The 1,127-nt window shown below is 61.0% G+C and carries 1 protein-coding gene; it reads right to left on the bottom strand.

Annotated features, from left to right (window positions below):
- Window positions 1-37: 37 nt before the first annotated feature.
- Window positions 38-1,127, bottom strand: a 1,090-nt coding sequence (locus VI25_RS22750; protein ID WP_161807045.1) for a sensor histidine kinase, incomplete at its 5' end; no start/stop codon positions are given.

Below are 1,127 nucleotides of genomic sequence, written 5' to 3'. Positions count from 1 at the left end.
GCCGCTTGATAGCCAGGTGCAATTCCCAAAGCCATCATCAGCTATGGTGAGCTGCCAGCCCGCACTTTTGTCGTTGCCCCCAGATACGGATGCGGACGCTTGCGCCCGAATACTTGAGCGCATTATCAAGTAGGTTGTTGAGCACGCCAGCCATGTGCACGCGGTCCAGCCGCAGCGGCGCACTTAGGGGAATCTGCACGTCAAACACAACGGGCTTGGTTGCCTGCAATTCCTGGCGGCTAACTTGCTCCGCTACTAATTCAGCTAAGTGCACGGGTTCGAGCTGCAGCGCCAAGGTGCGGCCATGGCGTTCCTCTACGGCAATGCGCAGTACTTTTTCGACCAAACCGGCGAGGCGGGTTAGCTCCTGACGGGCCATAGTCAGGTACGCATCCATTCGGGTTGGGTCGCGCAAGGCTCCAAAATCCTGCAAAGCTTCCACCGCCGCCGACACCGTGGCCAGCGGGGTTTTTAGCTCGTGCGTCATATTGTTGATAAAGTCGTTCTTGACTTCCGAAAGCCTTTTCTGCCGCAAGATGGTGCTGAGCATTAAGCCAAAACAGGCCGTTGTGAGCAAAAGCAGAGCGGCTGATCCTACCAGACTACCTGCCATACCCCGTAGGACAAAGGCCGTAGGTGGCTGAAATGAGGCGACCAACGCCGGCCCCCGCACAGGGTTTAGGAGCACGGCCGGCGTGTGCAGGGTAAGGCCTGCCCGCGCCGCCGCTATGGGCAGGGCAGTAGGCGCCAGCGTGTCGAGGTGGAAGGGCTGCTCCGCCTGACGCCGACGCAGTTCGGTCCGGTAAGCACGGCGCAGCTGCACTAGGTTCACCGGCCGCTCACGGTACCAGTTGTGGATTACGAAGCGCGATAGTTGCCGGGCCAATGAATCGGTGTGCGCAGCGCGGGCCTGTTCTGATCGAGGAAGTTGCTCTGGTAGACGGGAAGTAGCGCGCGCGGCGGGCAAGGTGGGACGGCGCACCGGCAGGGGTAGTTGGGCAGCAGCTTCTGGTAGCTTTGGAAGAGAGGAAGTAGCCGCCGGTGCCGTATCAAGGCGCTCAATGTGCCAGCTGGCGGGGGCAGGTTGGGCGGGGCGCCCGGGCGGAGCCGTAAATCGTTGAACCTTA

The sequence above is a fragment of the Hymenobacter sp. AT01-02 genome, assembly GCF_000961955.2.
GTDB classification, from domain to species: Bacteria; Bacteroidota; Bacteroidia; order Cytophagales; family Hymenobacteraceae; genus Hymenobacter; species Hymenobacter mucosus.
The sequence above is the reverse complement of the archived record's forward strand: the minus strand, read 5'-3'. Positions and strand labels throughout refer to the sequence as shown.